Source organism: Helicobacter sp. MIT 11-5569 (assembly GCF_000765695.2).
Classification (GTDB): Bacteria; Campylobacterota; Campylobacteria; order Campylobacterales; family Helicobacteraceae; genus Helicobacter_D.
In genome coordinates this window covers 217,175-233,891 of record NZ_JRPB02000001.1, presented here as the reverse complement: position 1 = coordinate 233,891, position 16,717 = coordinate 217,175, and the positions used below count along the sequence as shown (strand labels likewise).

General features: G+C 31.4%; 26 protein-coding genes. 21 read left to right on the top strand and 5 right to left on the bottom strand.

All coding sequences use genetic code 11. The features are described 5' to 3' along the window. Positions 1-65 precede the first annotated feature (65 nt). The 17 genes from LS70_RS01150 to LS70_RS01080 all read left to right on the top strand — a co-directional run bounded on the left by LS70_RS01150 (position 66) and on the right by LS70_RS01080 (position 9,168). A complete protein-coding gene (locus LS70_RS01150; RefSeq protein ID WP_138109284.1) occupies positions 66-443 on the top strand; it encodes a hypothetical protein in 378 nt (125 codons plus the stop codon). Positions 444-464: 21 nt separating this feature from the next. Beyond that, entirely contained in the window at positions 465-902 is a 438-nt protein-coding gene (locus LS70_RS01145) for a single-stranded DNA-binding protein (protein ID WP_034288002.1), read from the top strand. Positions 903-937: 35 nt separating this feature from the next. Further along, complete coding sequence (locus tag LS70_RS01140) at positions 938-1,210, top strand: hypothetical protein (protein WP_138109283.1); 273 nt, start codon at positions 938-940, stop codon at positions 1,208-1,210. 24 nt (positions 1,211-1,234) lie between these two features. Then, positions 1,235-1,987, top strand: coding sequence for a hypothetical protein (locus LS70_RS01135; protein ID WP_052083296.1), 753 nt, complete (start codon positions 1,235-1,237; stop codon positions 1,985-1,987). Between the two features lie 71 nt (positions 1,988-2,058). Further along, complete coding sequence (locus LS70_RS09905; RefSeq protein ID WP_161594693.1) at positions 2,059-2,244, top strand: hypothetical protein; 186 nt, start codon at positions 2,059-2,061, stop codon at positions 2,242-2,244. After that, positions 2,234-2,476, top strand: coding sequence for a hypothetical protein (locus LS70_RS01130; protein ID WP_034287561.1), 243 nt, complete (start codon positions 2,234-2,236; stop codon positions 2,474-2,476). Before LS70_RS09905 ends, LS70_RS01130 begins: the two co-directional genes overlap by 11 nt. A 120-nt stretch (positions 2,477-2,596) precedes the next feature. Beyond that, a complete protein-coding gene (locus LS70_RS01125) occupies positions 2,597-2,821 on the top strand; it encodes a hypothetical protein (protein WP_034287559.1) in 225 nt (74 codons plus the stop codon). Positions 2,822-3,001: 180 nt separating this feature from the next. Then, a complete protein-coding gene (locus LS70_RS01120) occupies positions 3,002-3,316 on the top strand; it encodes a hypothetical protein (RefSeq protein ID WP_034287557.1) in 315 nt (104 codons plus the stop codon). A 2-nt stretch (positions 3,317-3,318) separates the two neighbouring features. Then, positions 3,319-3,768, top strand: coding sequence for a hypothetical protein (locus tag LS70_RS01115; RefSeq protein WP_034287555.1), 450 nt, complete (start codon positions 3,319-3,321; stop codon positions 3,766-3,768). A 29-nt stretch (positions 3,769-3,797) separates the two neighbouring features. Further along, positions 3,798-4,346, top strand: a complete 549-nt coding sequence (locus tag LS70_RS01110; RefSeq protein ID WP_052083295.1) for a BspA family leucine-rich repeat surface protein — start codon at positions 3,798-3,800, stop codon at positions 4,344-4,346. Positions 4,347-4,377: 31 nt separating this feature from the next. Then, positions 4,378-4,803 carry a YopX family protein gene (locus LS70_RS01105; protein ID WP_034287552.1) on the top strand — a complete coding sequence of 142 codons (426 nt, stop codon included), beginning with the start codon at positions 4,378-4,380 and terminating at the stop codon, positions 4,801-4,803. Positions 4,804-4,811: 8 nt separating this feature from the next. Further along, entirely contained in the window at positions 4,812-5,672 is an 861-nt protein-coding gene (locus LS70_RS01100) for a hypothetical protein (RefSeq protein WP_034287549.1), read from the top strand. 66 nt (positions 5,673-5,738) lie between these two features. Beyond that, positions 5,739-6,050, top strand: coding sequence for a hypothetical protein (locus LS70_RS01095; protein WP_034287548.1), 312 nt, complete (start codon positions 5,739-5,741; stop codon positions 6,048-6,050). Then, positions 6,047-6,304 (top strand): hypothetical protein, encoded by a 258-nt coding sequence (locus tag LS70_RS01090; RefSeq protein ID WP_081949673.1) that lies wholly within the window; start codon positions 6,047-6,049, stop codon positions 6,302-6,304. Before LS70_RS01095 ends, LS70_RS01090 begins: the two co-directional genes overlap by 4 nt. Positions 6,305-6,379: 75 nt before the next feature. Then, complete coding sequence (locus LS70_RS10150) at positions 6,380-6,772, top strand: toprim domain-containing protein (protein ID WP_236096402.1); 393 nt, start codon at positions 6,380-6,382, stop codon at positions 6,770-6,772. Further along, positions 6,685-8,382, top strand: coding sequence for a DNA topoisomerase (locus LS70_RS01085; protein ID WP_328591098.1), 1,698 nt, complete (start codon positions 6,685-6,687; stop codon positions 8,380-8,382). Before LS70_RS10150 ends, LS70_RS01085 begins: the two co-directional genes overlap by 88 nt. Positions 8,383-8,460: 78 nt before the next feature. Next, on the top strand, positions 8,461-9,168 hold the full coding sequence (locus tag LS70_RS01080) for a DUF3800 domain-containing protein (protein ID WP_034287547.1): 708 nt from the start codon (positions 8,461-8,463) through the stop codon (positions 9,166-9,168). Positions 9,169-9,396: 228 nt separating this feature from the next. On the opposite strand, the gene LS70_RS01075 is transcribed toward LS70_RS01080, so the two are convergent. Together LS70_RS01075 and LS70_RS01070 are read right to left on the bottom strand one after the other, a co-directional pair. After that, positions 9,397-9,849, bottom strand: coding sequence for a hypothetical protein (locus LS70_RS01075; RefSeq protein ID WP_034287545.1), 453 nt, complete (start codon positions 9,847-9,849; stop codon positions 9,397-9,399). Positions 9,850-9,901: 52 nt separating this feature from the next. Next, on the bottom strand, positions 9,902-10,279 hold the full coding sequence (locus LS70_RS01070) for a hypothetical protein (protein ID WP_161594692.1): 378 nt from the start codon (positions 10,277-10,279) through the stop codon (positions 9,902-9,904). Positions 10,280-10,293: 14 nt separating this feature from the next. Between LS70_RS01070 and LS70_RS01065 the strand changes: the two genes are divergently transcribed. Continuing rightward, positions 10,294-10,701, top strand: a complete 408-nt coding sequence (locus tag LS70_RS01065) for a YopX family protein (RefSeq protein ID WP_161594691.1) — start codon at positions 10,294-10,296, stop codon at positions 10,699-10,701. 235 nt (positions 10,702-10,936) lie between these two features. Here the strand turns inward: LS70_RS01065 and LS70_RS01060 are convergent, their stop codons facing one another. Then, a complete protein-coding gene (locus LS70_RS01060; RefSeq protein ID WP_034287543.1) occupies positions 10,937-11,344 on the bottom strand; it encodes a RepB family plasmid replication initiator protein in 408 nt (135 codons plus the stop codon). A gap of 192 nt (positions 11,345-11,536) precedes the next feature. On the opposite strand from LS70_RS01060, the gene LS70_RS01055 reads away from it, so the two are divergent. After that, positions 11,537-12,607: a tyrosine-type recombinase/integrase gene (locus tag LS70_RS01055; protein ID WP_034287542.1), complete on the top strand. Its 1,071-nt coding sequence runs from the start codon at positions 11,537-11,539 to the stop codon at positions 12,605-12,607. On the opposite strand, the gene feoB is transcribed toward LS70_RS01055, so the two are convergent. Both feoB and LS70_RS01045 read right to left on the bottom strand, forming a co-directional pair. Continuing rightward, entirely contained in the window at positions 12,604-14,721 is a 2,118-nt protein-coding gene (feoB, locus tag LS70_RS01050) for a ferrous iron transport protein B (protein WP_138109281.1), read from the bottom strand. The genes LS70_RS01055 and feoB overlap by 4 nt on opposite strands. 3 nt (positions 14,722-14,724) lie before the next feature. Continuing rightward, positions 14,725-14,949 (bottom strand): FeoA family protein, encoded by a 225-nt coding sequence (locus tag LS70_RS01045; RefSeq protein ID WP_034287539.1) that lies wholly within the window; start codon positions 14,947-14,949, stop codon positions 14,725-14,727. A 178-nt stretch (positions 14,950-15,127) separates the two neighbouring features. Between LS70_RS01045 and LS70_RS01040 the strand changes: the two genes are divergently transcribed. After that, positions 15,128-15,538 carry a putative quinol monooxygenase gene (locus LS70_RS01040; protein ID WP_052083290.1) on the top strand — a complete coding sequence of 137 codons (411 nt, stop codon included), beginning with the start codon at positions 15,128-15,130 and terminating at the stop codon, positions 15,536-15,538. A gap of 116 nt (positions 15,539-15,654) precedes the next feature. After that, on the top strand, positions 15,655-16,707 hold the full coding sequence (gene mqnE / locus LS70_RS01035; protein ID WP_034287537.1) for an aminofutalosine synthase MqnE: 1,053 nt from the start codon (positions 15,655-15,657) through the stop codon (positions 16,705-16,707). The last annotated feature ends 10 nt before the right edge of the window (positions 16,708-16,717 follow it).

The following is a 16,717-nucleotide window of genomic DNA, read 5'->3' as shown; positions in this document are numbered from 1 at the left end:
GTTTAGAATCAACAAAGGGAGCATTGCTTCCTTTTTGTGCGATTGGTTCTAGATTTTAAATAAAAATGAAGCAATTAAAAAATGATTTACAAAAAGAAATAAAAGAATTTGGAGGGAATCGCTTAGAAGCAAAATACCACCAAATTTTTCTTAATTCTATACAAAGAAATATTTTTAGAATCATTACTGAAAGAATATACTTAGGACAGATAGGCGATATTGAAACAATGGAAGAAAGTTTCACATTTTCTCTCAATGAGATTCTAAAAACTATTCAAACTTCCATTGATGAAGCCAAAGAATTTGTAGAGAAAGAATGTTCTTTTAAAAGTAAAGATTCACAACATTTACAAAATTATCAAGTATTCCTTAAAACCACTAAAAGAAAGCGCAAAAAGAATTCGCTTAATCTATCACACAAGGAAACAAATGCAATAGATTAAATTAATTTCAAAGGAGAAAAAATGAATCAAATGACAATGTGCGGGAATCTCGGTAGAGATTTTGAAGTATTGCAATCCAAAAATGGCAGTGTAATTGCTAAGAACTCTTTAGCTATTACAGAGAAAAGAAAAGTTGGGAATGACACGATAGAGCATACCGATTGGATTCCTATTGTAATTTTTGGGAAAAGAGCAGAGGTTGCCTCACAATATTTTAAAAAAGGTGATAAATTCCTTGCAACAGGAAAGATTTATACCTATGAATATGACGATGAAAATGGTAACAGAAAATATGGTTGGCAAATGATTGTAAGAGATTTTACTTTTGTTGGACAAAAGAGAGAAGCTCAAGCAAATATTCCAACGCCACCACAAGTTATTTATGAATCTGCACCAAAAAATCTTGAAGAAGCCGAAGTGATTAATAGCACAGAAGCAGAACAAGAAATACCATTTTAAGCCCTTATGGGCTTACTTAGTATAAAGGAATCAAAATGATTTTTGATTATTCTTATACAAATAGTGGAAAAAGATTGATTGCTGGGAATGGAGAGGTAGGAGCTTATAATTATCCACCCCTTACAAAAGAAGAAATTCTCAATGAAATAAAAGATTTTATTTCAAAAGAAGAGATAGAGAATGCAAGAATTACTTTTACATTCTATCCAAAAACAGCTAGAGAATTTGACTATTTTAGAGAGGGTGAAAATTGGATTTGGAATCCAGAGAATCAAAACCTTATTGCTAGAGAACCTAGCTTATTTTAAATTTTTAAACAAAAAGGAAATCGTATGAATAATGATACTAACAGCAAACCTTATAGCACAAGATATAAGGAACTTGAGAGAACAACAGGAGAAATTAATGGTATGCCTTATACCATCTTAAAACTAGAATATAAGAATTTAGACTACCTTATTGAAAATGATTTATTATGCAATGGTGAAACAGGACGATTCCTTAGTGGTTTTATCGGATTAACTTCAAAACAAATAGCACCTTTTGAAGCTGATGAATTTGGTCTTGTATGCCCAGTGTATTTTGATAAAAAAAGGACAGATTTATTTGGAGATAAAGAGAATATTACCAAGATTATAAATTTTGACCTTAATCATTGTTGGGGGACACCAATTCAATTAGATATGGATTTTTGTTTAGAGAAAATCACAGAGCTTGTGCAGTGCATTAAAAAGCATAATAGAGAAGAAAATCTAACAAACACGCCACCACAAATAGATTATAAATCTCTCTTAGAAGCAGATAAAGGATTTAGGACAGAAGAATCTTTAAAATCCTTAGCAAAAGACATCGCTAAAGAATATAACATAAGCCTAGAACGAGCAGAAAAAGAAATAGAAAAAGTGCTAGATAATCTTATGGATTCTAAAGAACAAAGACAAAAAATAATCAACTCTAAAGTAGAATCTAAAGAAGTAAAGCAAACAATCCAACAATCGCCAAAGACGCCACAAAAAGAGATTCCAAAGCAACTCTCTAAGACTACAACTACAAAACAAGAAAAAGAACAATACAGAGGAAGATAAAGGAATCGCAATGAACAATATGAGCATTTACAAAGGAGAAAAGCTAGTAGGTAGAATCATCAAAGATGAGAATGCCTATCTTGGATTTGTGGGATTTATTAGATTCCAAAGGCAAAATATTAACAACGATTGAAGTTAATAAAAATGCTAATCGGGAAGATTTTGTTTTTTATATTATGAGAAATTTTAGCAAAGAACTTGGCTTGAGTATGGAAGATGGTGTTACTTTCAGAGAAGAGAAAACAGATGAAAAATGAAAATCTCATCAAAAAGACTTGTAAAGAGCTAGGGCTTACCTATAGAGAGCTTGGAGAAAAGATAGGATTTAATGGAAATACTCTCAATAATATGGCTTCTAAAACAAATGATAAATTAAGCACACAGCTTATTAAGGCTATTGAATTATACCTTGAAAACTTAAAACTTAAAGAAGAGTTAGAAGACTTTAGAATTCTTAGAGAGATTTTAAAGAAATGGAATAGGGAATAAAGAATGAAACAAAAAAACACCATCAAAATATTAGCAGAAGTAATTTTGGGATTGATTATCTTTGGAATTTGTTGTGCGATTGTTTCTGCTGTGGTTATGGTTTGGAACTAAGGAAATAAAATGAAACAAATAAAATCTAAACTAATCTATAAAGTCTATCTTGTTTATGATGTAGATTTGGAACAAGCTTCAGGGCTTGGAGAGAGTAAAGATGAACTCTTAAGTGTTTTAGTTGCAAAGACATACGATAGAAAAATGGTAGAACGCATAGAAAGAGAAAGTGAATATAGTCTAAAAGTTTTTATAAACAAAAGATTAAAGAAATTACTTTTTTTACTCTTTTAGATTCCAAAGAAAAGCCACTCTCTAAGAGAGAATATTTCCAAAGAACTAGAGAGATTTTAAAACAAAATCAAATCAATCTTGAAAACATTAAACCAATGGCTTGTTCTTGTCTTGCTTATGAAGTAAAGCCAATAAGAGTAGCAATAAAGAGGAAAAGACAAATGAAAATAAGGAATAAAAATGCGATTTAAATGTTTTTATCACGAGGGAGATGAATATATTTGTTGGTTTGGTGGAGAAATAATTATCAACGAAATACCAAATTACCCAAACATTACCCGAAAAGATATTTTTAATGTAGTTGAAGAAATTATATCTGACCAAATGCAAAAATTTGGTCTTAGCTTTTATATTAACTTTATTTTGGTTACCTTTATTTTGTATCCAAAAACAGCAGAAGAAAAAAAACTTGTAAAACAAGAAGAGAAGTTAATTTACGACACATTGAGCCAAAGATTTTTAGGCAAAGAAGTGGCAAAGAGTATTGAGGAGTAAAAATGAAAATAAAAGATTTTAAAGAAAGATTTTGGGATAAGGAAGATGGGGTTTATTATTTCATAGAAGATAAAGGAATCGTAATGTTTAATGGTAATTTAGAAGATGAAATTTGCATTGAAGGTATGAATCCTTACATAGAATATAACACAGGACACATAGATAAAAAGAAGAGGAGAATCTATGTAAAAGATATTGTAAAAGTGAAGAATCCTAAGAATCCTAATGAAAAGCTTGTAGGAGTAGTTGTATTTAAATCAAAGACAGGTAAATTTTACATAAGAGATAAGTTTTATAAAGCTTATAAGGATATTCCTTTAGAGCAATTAGAATCTAATGAAATTGAAATAATAGGTATTGAAAATGAAACAATAGGGCGTTTGTGTGTTGCAGGAGAATTGAAAAATAGAATTTATATGCCAGAAAATGAACATTTAGTAAATGGGCAATAATGAAAATGAAAATGAAAAGGAATAGCAAAATGACAAAACAAAAATACAAACCAAAAACAAAAGATGAACTTCAAAAGCTAGTTAATAATGAATCTATCCATTTAGGAGATATTAATACTTCTTTAATTGATGATATGAGTTTTTTATTCTTTAAAAGTGAGCGCACAGATTTTAGAGGAATTGAAAGTTGGGATACAAGCAAAGTAAAAGATATGAATTTTATGTTTCATAACGCTAAAAATTTCAATCAAGATATTAGTAATTGGAATGTAAGTAAAGTGGAAAGTATGAGCCATATGTTTGTTGAAGCTTTTTCTTTTAACCAAGATATTAGCGGTTGGAATGTTAGTAATGTAAAAGATATGCAAGGTATGTTTGCTAAAGCTATTTCGTTTAATCAACCATTAAATTCTTGGAATGTAAGCAGTGTAGAGAATATGTGCGGTATGTTTAAAGACGCTCTTTCTTTTAACCAAGATATTAGTAGCTGGAATCTAAGTAATGTAGTAAATATGAAGCATATGTTTGAAGGTTCTCCTTGTATTTACAAAAACCAACCAAAAATTACAAATAAGTAGAGAATATCTACAATACAAAGGAGTTTCCAAAATGTTAGTAAAAGACTTTAAGTTTAGAATCGTGCCAAAACCTAATGAAAAAGGCGAGTATTGTAATTGTAATAATGCAGATTGTCCTGCTATGAAATTTCATTTTATCGTTGGGAATGAGGCTAAATCAAGACTTAGTGAAGAAGAGTTACAAGATTGTGAAATTGAGCTTTGGACAGGATTATTTGATAAGAATGGTAAAAAAATCTTTGAGGGCGATATTGTAAAAGTAGAACTCTTTTATGATTATAGTATGACTTGTGAAGTTGTTTTTGAGCTTGGTTTTGGATTAAAGCTTATTTCTTTTGCAAGTGTGAAATACTCTAATGACCCTCCAAAAGATTTTTGGACGCTTGAAGAAGTTAAAGATGAAGGATTTGCTATTGAGATTATCGGCAATACCCACGAGAATAAAGATGAGTTTTAAGGTATAATATGGACTTTGAATTACTTTTAAAGCTTAAAGAATTAGAAAAGGAAAGTGGCTTTAAAATAGAGCAGGATATTAATAATCCTAATTTATTTTATATCAAAGAGCCAAATACTAAAACACCTTTTGCAAGTTTAGATTATAGTAAGGAGATAGAAAATGCAAATACAAGAACCCATACTCAAACAAGCACATTACGAGAATGTTCCGCTTTATTCCTTGAGAGAATTAGAGGAATTATCGGAAAGAGAATTGCAAGAAGCGAGGAAATTCAGACAGGAAGCGGAAGAGTTCGCGAGGGAAGCACAGCAGTTCAAGAGGGAAGCGGACGCCTTTATGGATTCAATGATAGCCAAATATGGAGAATCAATCCTCAAGAAAGAATATCGCTCCAAAATCTAAACAAGAAATCTCAAGAGCTTTATACCAATAAAGCCCTTGAATCCTACCAACAGAATTTATCACTAGAAGAAAATCAAACAACAATCATAAAAGATGAAGTAGTAGAAGTAAAAATCTCCCCAAAAACCTTACAACAAAAGATTCCACAAATAGATTATGAAGCAATCATTAAGTCAAGTATGGGATTTACAACAACAGAAACGCTTAAATCCACTGCAAAAGACATAGCCAAAGATTATAATATATCCCAAGAAGAAGCCCTAAAAGGATTAGTTCAAGCTCATAACAAATTAGAATCACAAGAACAAAAAGAGCCAACCCAAACCAAGGAGCAAAGTCAAAATCAGAGTTTAAATCAAGAACAAAGCAAGATAATTTCTAAATCACAACTTCCTAAAGCGATTCCTAAAAAGACAGATTCAAAGAAACAAGAACCACCAAAAGAACAGGGTAGGGGAAGATAGATTAAGTGTTTATTAGTTTAAACTTTATGTTTTTTATTGGATTATTTTTAGAGTAAGGAAAAATAAATGATAGAAAAATACAACATATACAGCAACCGCAAATTATATACAGCTTTAAACACAACAAGGGCAACTTTATCAAAGTTACAAAGTGAAAAAGATAGGCTCAATAAAAAAATAGAATCTGCTATAAAAAAAGAGGTAGAAATAAAAAAGGCTTTGGCTAAATTATGGAAAACAAAAGAAGAACAGATGAAACCCTATAACAATATTCAAAAGAAAACTAATTCCCATAAACTTATAGGCATAATGAAAAAGGATACACAAGGTGAAATTGTTTTTATAGAAGACAATAATACTTTAAAGGAGAGAGAATGAAAGCATTAGTTAAAACCACCGCTAAAGTGGCAAGTTTTAGCGGTGTAAATTTGCAAGAGGCAGAGATTTACTTCTTTAAGAGGCTTCTTATTTCCTCTCTAAAAAGTGTTACTAGCACTGCAATCCCTGCAATGATTAAACTAAGAAGTTCCATTTTGGACTCCTTTATGGTTGGTTTCCTCCCGCACTCCCAACTAAATCGCCAAAAAAAAAGCCCAGCCCCCAAACGAGAGCCGAGCCTTTACCAACCATAAAGTTTGCAAATTTTTTTATCCATTTAGCCTTATGGATAAACACATTATAACACATTTTCACACAAAGGAGAAACAATGCAACTACAAAACGCTTTAATCATTATTGAAAGCCCAAACAAGATAGATAAGATTACAAAAATCACAGGAGCAAAAGTCTTTGCCACAGGAGGACATTTTAAAGAACTCTCTAAAGCAGTTATTAAAGATACAGAAAGTTATGAGCCTATCTTAGAATTTAAAGAGAATAAGAAAAATTATATCTATGAGATTCTAAAGAATGCAGAGGGTAAAGATATTTATATTGCAACCGACCCAGATAGAGAGGGTTATGCGATTGGATATTTATTCTATGAGTTTGTAAAGTCTAAAAACCAAAAAGTATTAAAAGAGCAGAATTTTTTGAGATTACAGAGAGTGGAATCGCTAAAGGCATTAGCAATTCTATCCCCTTTTTACAAAGCAATGTAAAAGAATTTGAATCTTGGAAAGCAAGAGTAGTAGGAGATAAGCTTGTAGGATTTATCTTAAGCCCAAAATATCAAAATATCTTCAAAGAAAATATTAGCATAGGTAGAGTGCAAACGCCTGTATTAACTTTTATTGTAGAAAGACAAAAAGAGATTGAAGCCTATAATGCTTTACCTTTAAAAGAAAAGGTAGATTATAAGATTAAAGCATTCTCTAGCAAAAATGGAATTGAATTTTCTATCCTTAATAATAATCTCTACAATGATAAAAACGAAGCTTTAAATCTCATAGATAAGCTTCCAAAAATTGCTAAATGTTATTCTGTTGAAACTAAAGAGAGTAAAATTAGCCCAAAAGCTCCTCTTAGGACTTCACAACTCCAAGAATTTGCCTCTAAAGCTTTAGGAATCTCTACAAGTCAAGTTATGCAATGCGCCCAAGCCTTATTTGAAAAAGGTTTAATCACTTATCATCGCACAGATTCTAATGCGATTTCTAAAGAATTTTTAGAAGAATTAGAATCACATTTAAAAAATGAAGAATGGTATCAAAAAAGAGAGTATAAAGCAGGAGAGCAAAGCCAAGCAGAAGCACACGAAGCAATTAGAATCACACATTATCATTCTTTTGAGAAAATAGAATCTCTAATAGAGGAATCTAACATTAAACAAGACCTTTTAAGAGATTCTAAATCTCTCTACACTCTCATCTATCAAAATACGATTCTCTCTCAAGCAAAAGATTGCATTAATACAATTACAACCTATACCTTTAGCATTAATGCAATGCTCTTTCATTTAAAAAACTCTAAAATCAAATATAAAGGATTTAAAGGAGTGTTTGGGGATTTAGACAATGGAGAGGGTGAGCAAGGAAGCAAGAAAAAAGAAAAAGATGAAATCATAGAAGAAGAGGGCGAGAATCAAGAAGCGCAATCTCTAAATCTTGATTTTAGTAAAGATGAGGAGATAGAAATTGCAAAGTTTGAAACACAAGAGTTTAAGAAAAAAGCACCGACAAATTATAAAGAGAGCAATTTTATTTCTTTACTAGAGAAAAACAAAATAGGCAGACCTAGCACTTATGCAACTTACTTACCAATACTACTAGATAAAGGCTATGTAACTTTAGAGAAAAAAGGCAAAGAGAATATTATTATCCCTACACAAAAAGGGATTAATCTTATTGAGATGCTAAAGGATAAAGAATCGTGGATTACTTTAAGTGAATTTACCGCTGAAATGGAAAATGTGCTAGATTTAATCACCAAAGGAGAATTAAATTATCTTGATTTCATTAAACCACTCCATCAAAAAATGAACTTTGCTAAGATTAATTCTAGTAAGCCAAGTGAGAATCAAATTAAATATGCAGAATCTTTAGCTAAAGAGCAGAGCAAAGAGATTCCAAAAGAAGTTTATGAGGATTTTAAAGTCTGCACTGATTTTATTACTTTACTTAAAAAAGATTCTAAGCCTACGCCACCAAGTGAAAAACAAATGAAGTTTGTAGAATCTCTAGCACAGAAGCATAAACTAGAATTGCCAAAAGGCTATAAAGAGGATTATAGGATTTGTAGTGAGTTTATCTCTAAGAATGCGAAGAAGTAAGAAAAAAATGGTTTAGCGGAAAAATTAAAGACTTATAAAATTTAGCTATAATAAAAAATAAAATGGAGGCAATAAGGTATGGAACATAATTTTTTACTCTTTGTTGATGAAACAGGAACTTTAAGCAGAGACAAGAACCAACCATTATTTGGTCTTGGTGCGCTTAAACTCAAAGAAACGAGTGGTTTTCTTGAAAAAATTTATTCACTTAAACAACAATGGAATAGAAAAAAGGAATTCAAATTTAACGAAATTCGTTACTATTCAGATGTTAATTTCTACAAGGAACTCATTAATGTTTGCTTTGAGCATCGAGGATTTAATTTTTATGCGTTTTTCATCAGTAAAACAAAGATTGTCAAAAATGAAACAACAATTTGGGAACTGCAAATGAATTTCCTAAAACAACACATTAAAGAAAATTGCAGTATGCCAAATGAAAAAGTATGCGTATTGGCGGATTATTTATCAAAACCCAACTCTATTCCTAGCAGTTTTGAAAAAACTATTTGTAAAATGCCACAAGTCTTTAATGCTTCTATGTTAGAAAGTGAATCATCAACTTTTATCCAAATCGTAGATATTTTAATAGGAGCAATAGCCTACAAAAATAATTTTCCTAATAGTAAAACCGAAAAGATGAAGTTTTGTTTATATTTGGAAGAAAAACTGCAAGAAAAAAGCAATGAGAGCCATTCAAAAGAAAAATTCTGTTATAAAAATTTAGAAAACAATTTCATTATCAATTACAAGGGAAATTTCTATTTTAGTTTGTATAAGAAGTAGAGTTATGGGGGTCATCAGCCTGCAATTAAATAACGCGCTAACACCCCACATAAATATTTCGTAAGTATAATCTTTTTAAATTAAAAATAGATTAAATCTTAAAGATTCTAAACACGGCAGAAAATATATAAATGCGAAGAAGTAGAATCGTATAAGCAAGGTGGTGAGGGAAGAATCCCTCTAAGTGTTAAAGGAATTATTTGCTTGAGAATTGTTTTTCGTAAAAAATCAAAAAATATTAAAAAACCATAATGAAGAAATCCATTTTGCAAGTTTTTCCAATCTCCCTCCAAAACTAAGGATAGTCATTGTAGCAAGAAAAATTGGCAATAAATCAAAAAGAATAACGCTGAATATTCTAGTTAATTTTAGATTGATAAACCAAGAAACAAGCTCTCTGCTAAATAAAAATGATAAGACAACAAAGAGCAAAATCTTTAAAAGACCAAATAAAAATTTAAGCACTGCAAACATAATTACAAAAGCTATTATATCCTCTATATTGATAATATTATAATAAAGAAGCATACCAACAACAATGCAAACCAATAATCCCTCAATAGATTTATAGAGAGTAAATGTGCCTTTAATGCTACCTTTAAATATATCTTTAGCACTTAATGCTTTGATTTTATTCTTGAAGTGATGAAACTTGATTTTAGCTCTTGATAAAATATACACTCTTAATTTCCATATTTTATATTATTACTCAAATTTGTGTATTCTAAGAATACTACATAAGCTTACCAAATTTATCTTCATATTTTTTATTTTCATTATAGAAAGGATATTCTTTATCTGTATAGCCATTTTTGTATAAAAACTTTTGCAAAGCAGAACAATTTTCAAATATTTTTAATTCTTTTTTATATTTCCCACCACCCTTTAAAAGTTCGGACATATAATCATTATTGCTTGGAATACCTTTGCTACCTTTTGCGACATAGTTAATATAAGAACATTCATTAGCAATTTTTTCATAGTCTTTTTCAAAAGATTCTTTTGCAGGGAAAATATTTTTAAAATTAACATTATCTTGTGATAAAAAATCATTGCTACCCATAGGATTTGTTTCTCCACAACCAACAAATAACAAACCACCTAAAGCCAAAGAAAGACTTAGGCGTGGATTATATCAGAAATAAACTAAAAATATTTAAAGATAGAACACATTATATAGGGTTAGATTCACAAATAGGATTTAGCGAATGCAAAGAAACACATAGGGGTTGCAACGAAGAAGAATTCTTTTTATTCACCAATCAAGAAGATTATGAAATTGAACTTTGGATAGGATTAAAAGATAAGAATGGTAAAAAGATTCACGAGGGTGATATTGTTAGTTATGAGGGCAAAATTAGAACAATTATTTTTAATGCCGAATATATGGTGTATGAATTGTGGGAGGTTGTTGAAGATAATGGAATCTACAATCTTAATGGTTTTCTTGAATATATGCACAATGAATCAATAGAAAGTGAAGATTATGAGATAATCGGTAATATTCACGAAAATAAGGAGTTGTTGCAATGAACGCTAAGGAAGCTGTTTTAAGCATTTAAAAAGTGTTTTTATATATAATTCTTTTAGTGTGTTTAAGTTGCTAGACTTTCTTTAGTGTAGGAGAGGAGGTGCTTAAATGGTTGATAGAGTTTTAAATCTTATCATTGCTATTTTGCAACTCATTAGAGAAATCCTAAGACTTCTCTAATAAAACTTCAAACATTAGAATTTTAAGCCTAACCGCCTTAGCATAAACTTAAACACACTATAAAATTTGCACTAAAGAAAGGGCGGTTCTTGGTGCGGAAAATAATGCTTCTCCTTTATCAATGGTTAGGGGATTATAATCAAAGAATATCAATAAAGCAAAAATCTCGGAGCTTACTGATGAATGTGATTTTTGTATATCCATAAGATTCTGAAATACAAAAGAATCAATATCAAGATATTTAAAATGTCTGCATTCAATTTCTTTAATGATTCTATAAAGATTCTTTGCACTTTTGGTGGTAATAAATGAAAATTCCTTAAGAGAGAATCCCACAAGAAAGTTTTTGTGGATATTATTAAAAAACTTATATGCTTCTGGAGTAACTTTAACATTCAAATAACTTAAAACATTGTTTTCATAATGTGAGCTAATATTAAAAAGTGTGATTCTATATAAATCCATATTCTTACCATTTACAACATAATTCTTAATAAATGAGCTTTGCAGTTTGTTACAAAAATTCTCAATATTTTTCAAAAAAAGTTTGAAAATTATAGTTTTCAATACAAAATTATAATATTTTTGCTATAATGCAGGCTTTGTAAAATATAAATCATAGCTTAATGTAATTTTATATGAGTTTAAGGAAATCAAATGCGTTATGCAATTGACCATTTTTCTAATTTTGATAAGAATCTTTTATTCTGGCTTGAGCGTTTTATTTATAGCAAAATTAACAGCTTATCAAATCATCAGGTTAAAAACAAAGATGAAATTTTAAAGGTGCTTGCAAAATTTCGCGGTGGATTTGAATCCATAGAATCTTTGCAAAATACTTGTAAAGAATGTAGAAATATTGGTCTAATTGGCGTGAATACTTATATTATACCGCTTGTTAGGCTTTATGAATACCTTACGCATTTAGGTTTAGAAAGCCTTAAAAATGTCGATGAGGAGCTTTTAAAGGAATTTCTAACCATTCACACAAGCGCGCTATCGGACGCAACAAAAAAAAATTATAGAATGGCATTATTAAATTTCTTTGGTTTTGTGGATAAGCAAAATGAAGATGCACAAGGCACTTCTTATAATTTCCGTATTACGCTTAAAAACTGGGGTGGTTTGCGCGGTAAAAGTGGGCAAAAGCTCCCTTCTTTTATGAATGAAGAGGAAGTGCATCGCTTTATTAATGGAATCAATAATTTTGTTTTTAAGCACCAGGATTTAGGAGCTAGAAACCGCTTACTTTTAAAGATTATTATCTACACTGGAATCCGTGTTGGTGAGGCTTTGGGATTAAAGCTAAAAGATATTATGCAAGATGGAGAATTTTATCTCATACAAGTGCGTGGAAAAGGGAATAAACCGCGTGTTGTAATACTAAAAGCCAAAAATATTAATGAGGATTTGGTATTGTGGAAAAGTGCGCGTGATACAATGCAAGTTGAAGATGATTTGCTTTTTTGTAATCATAAGGGTAAAAAGCTTACACAAGCTTATGTGAGTAGAATCGTAGAACAAGTTTTATTACACAATGGAATCAGAAAAGAAAAAAATGGCGCACATATGCTCCGCCATAGTTTTGCTACCCTACTCTATCAAAAAAGCCAAGATTTGGTGCTTGTCCAAGAATCCCTGGGGCACGCAAGCCTAGATACTTCTCGGATTTATATGCACTTTGATAAACAAAAACTAAAAGACACCACAGAGATTATGGAACATTAGCCTAGCAGGATTCCTGCAATTAGGCTTCCAATCCAAGCTGCTATATAAGCAGTGATACAAGTAAATAAGAATAAATACACAATATATTTAAAGCCGCCTGCTTCCTTGCCAAATACGACTGTTGCGGCAAGGCAAGGATTATAAATCATTATAAAAAGAATAAATGCGACTGCGCTTTGTAATGGAATCGCATTTTTAATCACTTCCATAAGGCTTTCGCTTGTTTCATCGACTTCAGCACCAAGCGTGTATAGCACCCCCATTGTAGAGATTACGACTTCTTTTGCCGCTAATCCACTAAGAAGAGAAACACTCATTTTCCAGTCAAATCCAAGCGGTGCAAAAATCGGCTCAATCGCCTTTCCTGCCATTCCCAAATAGCTATTTTCAATGCGTTGTTCTTCTAAAGAAAATTCAAGTTGATTCCTTTCCTCCTCATTTAAAGCATTTTCTATCTTTTGTGTATAGGATTCCTCAAGGGATTCTTGTTTGGGATAAGTGCTTGCAAACCAAATGAGAATTGACGCTGCTAGAATAAAAGTTCCTGCTTTTTTAAGATACATTTTTGCTTTTGCTACGATAGAAAACCAAACAAGATTCCAATTTGGCATACGATATTTTGGCATTTCCATTACAAAAGGTTCATCAGGACCTCTAAAAGCTGTTAAGCGTAGAATCTTTGCCATAATAAGCCCAATAATTGCACCTAAAATATAAATACCAAAAAGCCAATTCCCTGCCTCGCTGATTGGAAAAAATGCCCCAACAAATAGCACATACACAGGAAGTCTTGCTCCACAACTCATAAAGTTTATGATAAATAATGTGAGCAATCTATCTTTTTGGCTTTTTAGTGTGCGTGTCGCCATAAATGCTGGCACAGAACAACCAAAACCTGTAACTAAGGGAATAAAACTTTTTCCATGTAAGCCAAATTTATGAAAAAATCCATCAAGCAAAAACGCTACTCTTGCCATATACCCTGTTGTTTCTAGTAATGCGATTCCAAAAAACAAAATAACAATATTGGGTAAAAATAATATCACTGCCCCAACCCCGCCAATGATTCCATCAGCAAGCAAAGATGCAAGGGCTTCATTGCTTAGATTCTCTTTGATTCCATCTCCAAGCCATGCAAAAAAACTTTCAATCATATCCATAGGCAATGCGCCAAGCGTAAAGGTGAGCTGAAAAAGTATCCACATAAAAAATAAAAAGATTGGAATCCCTGCGTATTTGTTAATCAAAATACGGTCAATACTGCTTGTATAGTTGTGTTTTGAAGCTTTTTCGTAGCGCACAGATTCCGTAATAAGACCGCTTACAAAAGCATACAAATCATCTAAAAAAATCTCTTGAATCGAACGTGTATCAAAAGTCGCATAAAGTGTATTAAGGGATTCTTGTAAGACTTTTGAAAGTTCCATCCAAATAGGTTTTTCATGGAGAATCTTAAAAATTTTTTCATCTTGTTTTAAAAGCAAAATTGCAATTTGACGCTTACTTAAGCCCAAAGATTCCACACTTCTATCGCATTTATCTTCTAAAAAATGCTCAATATGTAAAATTTCATTTTCAATGGCATTGCTATAAATGCGTTTATTTTCGCCCTGTTCTTTTTTGTGAAGTTGTATGATGTTATCTAATAATTCTTCTAAGTTTTCTTTTGTATGTGCTGAAATTTGCACACAAGGGATTCCAAGCAGTTCTTTTAGGCTTTGTGTGTTAATTTTTATGCCTTCATTGAGTGCTTCATCGCTCATATTTAGAGCAATTATCATCTTTTTTTGTGTGTCTAAAAGTTGTGTGCTAAGCTGTAAATTGCGTTCTAAATTTGTAGAATCCACAACATTAACAATTAAATCATAAGTATCATTTTCTAAAAATTCTTTTGTGATTTGTTCTTCTTTGGAATAACCATATAAAGAGTAAGTTCCGGGAAGATCCACAATTTGCAAAGTATAGCCTTTGTGTAGAGTTTGTGCTTGTGCTTTCTCTACGGTTACTCCTGTGAAATTTCCTACTTTCATATTTGCATGGCATAGCGCATTAATCAATAGACTTTTACCGACATTTGGTTGTCCAACTAGTGCAATTTTGATAGTATTTTGCATGTATTAACCTTTTTGAATGATGATAGATTCCGCTTCTTCTGCGCGCAAAGCAACACAACTTCTATCAATTTCTACTAAGATTGTAGAACCTCCAAGAGAGCTTTTTACGCGCTTGATATGGCTTGATTTGACAAGTCCAAAGCTAAATAAACGCTCACGCATTTTTTCGTTAGCATCAATGCGTGCAATTACTCCATACTCTCCATCTTTTAAGGAATTTATTGTCATTTCATAGTCCTTGTAGTGTAAAATAATTGTGAGATTCTAAACAGTTTTATATTAAAACAATATTAAAATTTATTATCATTTTCTTTAGTGTTTTATTGCTCTAATTTAGGAGATGATGAAATTTTGCTATAATTTTTATCAAAGATAGAATCTTAGAAAAGTTAAATAAGGGGGAGAAATGAAAAAATTACTACTCATTATAAGTTTAATGATTTTTGGAGGCACCGCATTAATGGCAGAAGATAAAAACAATGGAATGATTGTAAGAATTTCTGAAATTGAAGTATATCCAGAGTATTTGGAAGAATATTTGAAATTTGCAGTTGAAGTTGCTGAGGATTCTGTGCAAAAGGAAAGTGGCGTGGTTTCAATCTATCCGATGATGCTAATTTCTGATAATCATCAAATTAGGATTTTAGAAATCTATGAAAATCAAGAAGCTTATAAAAATCATATTGCGTCTAAGCATTTTCAAAAATACAAACAAGGCACTTTGCATATGGTAAAATCGCTTAATTTGGTTGATACATACCAATTAAGCGAAGAGAATTTTAAAAGAATTTTCAAAAAGTCAAAATCAATAAAATAACATTTAGTTACTCGCCCTACTCTGCTTTTTAGGCTTTTAAAGCAATAATATAAATTAAAGTATTTTTTGTATAATTGCGCTTTACAATTTAAGGATTTAGTTTTTTAAGGTGATTTATGCAAGATTATAAACACGCGGATTTTTTAGATTCTAAAAACGCTTTAGAGCTTTATGATTTAGACCTTTTTACTTTGGGAAAAATGGCGGATTCTCTGCGTCAAAAATATTTTGGCAAAAAAGTATTTTTCAATTCAAATCGTCATATTAATCCCACAAATGATTGTGCGGATATTTGCAAGTTTTGCGGATTTTCTGCGCACAGAAAGAATCCTAATGCTTATACAATGGATAAAGAGCAAGTTTTAAAGATTGCTAGGGATTCCGTAAAATCTGGAGCGTTAGAATTACACATTGTAGGTGCGCACAATCCTAAGCTAAATTTAGAGTGGTATTTGGAGCTTTTTAGAGAGCTAAAGGCAGAGTTTCCGCAAGTGCATATTAAGGCTTTAACTGCTGCAGAAGTGAATTTCTTAAGTAAAATCTCAAATAAAAGCCACCAAGAAGTGCTAGAACTAATGGCGCAAAATGGCGTAGATTCTATGCCCGGTGGTGGTGCGGAGATTTTTGATGAAAAAGTGCGTGCTTATATTTGTAAGGGCAAGGTGGATTCTAAAGATTGGTTGAAAATTCATGGAATCTGGCATTCTTTGGGCAAAAAATCTAACGCAACAATGCTTTTTGGGCATGTGGAATCGCGAGAACATCGGATTGACCACCTATTGCGCCTTTATCATCAACAAGAAAAAAGTGGTGGTTTCAATGCTTTTATTCCGCTCGTGTATCAAAAAGAAAATAATTTTTTAAAAGTTACAGAATTTCCTAGTGGGCAGGAGATTCTAAAAACGATTGCAATTGCTAGAATCTTATTGCCAAATATTCTACATATTAAAGCATATTGGGCGACTTTGGGGTTAAATTTGGCACTTGTTGCGCAAGAGTTTGGCGCAGATGATATTGATGGCACGATTCAAAGAGAAGCAATCCAAAGTGCAAGTGGTAGCAAAAGTGCTTATGGAATCACAAAGGATACATTGGTCGCAGAGATTAAAGACGCAGGATTTATCCCTGTTGAGCGAGATAGTCTATATAATGAGATTCAAATTTATTAAGGAGGTTTAA